Origin of the sequence: Streptomyces anatolicus (assembly GCF_019400875.1) — a bacterium.
In the GTDB taxonomy this organism is placed as follows: Bacteria; Actinomycetota; Actinomycetes; order Streptomycetales; family Streptomycetaceae; genus Streptomyces; species Streptomyces anatolicus.
In genome coordinates, this window is sequence record NZ_WMBF01000674.1 from 1 (window position 1) to 2750 (window position 2750).

General features: G+C 74.3%; 3 protein-coding genes. 1 reads left to right on the forward strand and 2 read right to left on the reverse strand.

From position 1 onward, the window contains the following. The coding region (locus GKQ77_RS31215) for a TetR/AcrR family transcriptional regulator (protein ID WP_219692478.1) at positions 1–560 on the forward strand (560 nt) is incomplete at its 5' end. Positions 561–704: 144 nt separating this feature from the next. On the opposite strand, the gene GKQ77_RS31220 is transcribed toward GKQ77_RS31215, so the two are convergent. Further along, positions 705–944, reverse strand: coding sequence for a hypothetical protein (locus GKQ77_RS31220; protein WP_219692479.1), 240 nt, complete (start codon positions 942–944; stop codon positions 705–707). Between the two features lie 20 nt (positions 945–964). Then, a partial coding sequence (gene malQ, locus GKQ77_RS31225) for a 4-alpha-glucanotransferase (RefSeq protein WP_219692480.1) occupies positions 965–2750 on the reverse strand: 1786 nt, incomplete at its 5' end.

The following is a 2750-nucleotide window of genomic DNA, read 5'->3' on the forward strand; positions in this document are numbered from 1 at the left end:
AGGCACCGCCCCGCCGCTCCGACGCCACCCGCGCCGGCATCCTCGCGGCGGCCCGCGAGCGGTTCGCCGCCGACGGGTACGAACGCGCCACGATCCGCGCCATCGCCAAGGACGCGGAGATCGATCCGTCGATGGTGATGCGCTACTACGGCAGCAAGGAAGGCCTCTTCGCGGCCGCCACCTCGGCGGATCTGCGGATGCCGGACCTCACGCGGGTGCCGCGCGAGGAGGTGGGGCAGGTCCTCGTGGGGCACTTCCTCGACCTGTGGGAGGACGCGGGCGTACTCACCGCGCTGCTCCGCGTGGGCATCACCAACCAGGCGGGCGCCGAGCGCATGCGGAAGATCTTCGCCGAGCAGTTGCTGCCGGTCGCGCGCGAGGTCTGCCCCGATCCGGACGCGGCGCCCGCGCGGGCCGCGCTCTGCGCCGCGCAGCTGCTGGGCCTCGCGCTGACGCGGTACGTGCTGCGGTTCCCGCCGTCGGCCGCGCTGACGCGGGAGGAGATCACGGCCTGGCTGGCGCCGACCCTCCAGCGCTATCTGACGGCCGAGCGGCCGTAGGGCTCCTGAGAGCATGCCGAGGGCCCGGCCCGGTCACGTGTGCGTAGGCGCGTATACGCATATACGCATATACGCATACACCTACGTACGTACGTACGTACGTGACCGGCCCGGGCCCTCGGAAGGAGTCGCCGGACGGTGGCGTCAGCCCTGCTTCTGCTGCTTGCGGGACTTGTCGCCGACCATCACGAGGCCCGCGATCACCAGGAACAGCACGATGGGCGCGGCGACATAGAGGCCGAGCGTGTCGATGACACTCAGGCCCGGACCCGGGTCGTCGCCGTCGTCGCGGTTGAGCGCGAGCGCGGGGGACGACATCAGCAGCATCATCAGCGTCGTGCCGGAGGCCAGGGCGCCGGCGCGCAGAGCGTTCTTCTTGTCCACGGTGCAAACGTAGCGAACTCCTAAACGCGGTGCGCGCCCGGGGGTGCCGTACGGGCCGTGTCGCCCCTGTCGCCCGCCTGCCGGAAGACCGCCATGAGCGCGTGCAGGCGCGGGGAGGCGGCGAGGTCCTCCAGGGTGAGGGGGCGTCCGGTGGCGTCGGCGATGGGCAGGCGCCAGTTCGGATACTGGTCCCAGGTGCCCGGCAGGTTCTGCGGGCGGCGGTCGCCGACCGCGTCCGGCAGCCAGATGCCGAGCATGCGGGCCGGTGTGGCGAGCAGGAAGCGGTGGACGGCGCGGATCTCGTCCTCCTCGCAGCCCATGCCGCCGGGCAGCATGCCGAGCCGCGAGAGCAGGCCCAGCCATTCGCGTACGTCGGCGGCGGCCTCGGACTGCTCCTCGGCCAGGGGGCGGGTCAACAGGCCGAGGTCATGGCGGAGTTGGACGTGCTCGCCGGTGAGGCGGGCGGCGGTCGGCGGCAGGTCGTGCGTGGTGGCGGTGGCCACGCAGTCCGCGCGCCACGCCTCGGCGGGCAGCGGGCGGCCGGTGCCCGCCCAGTCCCGCTCGAACCAGAGCACCGAGGTGCCGAGCACGCCGTGCTCGCGCAGCGTCTCGCGCACGCCGGGCTCCACGGTGCCGAGGTCCTCGCCGATGACGAGGGCGTCCGCGCGGTCCGCTTCGAGGGCGAGGACGGCGAGGGTGGCCTCCGCGTCGTAGTGGACGTACGTCCCGTCAGTGGGGTCGCTGCCCTCCGGGACCCACCAGAGGCGGAACAGTCCCATGACGTGGTCGATGCGCAGGGCTCCCGCGTGCCGGAGCAGGCCGCGGACGAGGGCGCGGTAGGGGGCGTAGCCGGACTCGGCGAGGCGGTCCGGGCGCCAGGGGGGCAGGCCCCAGTCCTGGCCGCGCGCGTTGAACGCGTCCGGCGGGGCGCCGACCGTCATGCGCGGCGCGAAGTGGTCCTGCTGGGCCCAGGCGTCGGCGCCGCCGGGGTGCACGCCGACCGCGAGGTCGTGGACCAGGCCGATCTCCATGCCCGCCTCGCGTGCGGTGCGCTGGGCGGTGGCCAGCTGGGTGTCGGTGAGCCAGGCGAGGCGGCAGTGGAAGTCGACGCGGTCCATCAGCTCGCGCCGGGCGCGGGCGGTCGCGGGCGAGGCGGGGTCGCGCAGGGGGGCGGGCCAGGAGTGCCAGTCGGGGCCGTACCTCTCGGCGAGGGCGTACCAGGTGGCGTGGTCCTCAAGGGCGCGGCCCTGTTCGGCGAGGAAGGCGCTGTAGGCGGCGGAGCGGCCGGGGCCGAGGGGGACCTCTTGGAGCAGTTCCAGGGCCTCGCGCTTCAGGGCCCAGACGGCGTCGCGGTCGATCAACTCGCCCTCGCCGAGCACCCCTTCGCGCAGCCGGTCGGCCTCGCGGCGCAGGACGTCGACCCGGTCGCGGGCCGCGCCCGTCAGCTGGGCGAACTCCGGGACGGCCTCGATGCGCAGATGTACGGGGTCGGGGAAGCGGCGGGAGGAGGGGCGGTACGGGGACGGGTCGCCGCCGGGGCCGTCCGGGGGGCTCGGCACGGCGGCGTGCAGGGGGTTGACCTGGACGAACCCGGCGTCCAGGACGTGCCCGGACCAGGCGGTCAGCTCGGCGAGGTCGCCGAGGTCGCCCATGCCCCAGGAGTGGCGGGAGAGGAGGGAGTAGAGCTGGACGAGGAGCCCGTGGTCCCGGCGGGCCGGGGTCTTGATGCGGCGGGGGGCCGCGATGAGGTGGGCCTCGGCGGTTTTGCCCTCGGGGCTGCGGACGAGGACCTTGTGTACACCGGCT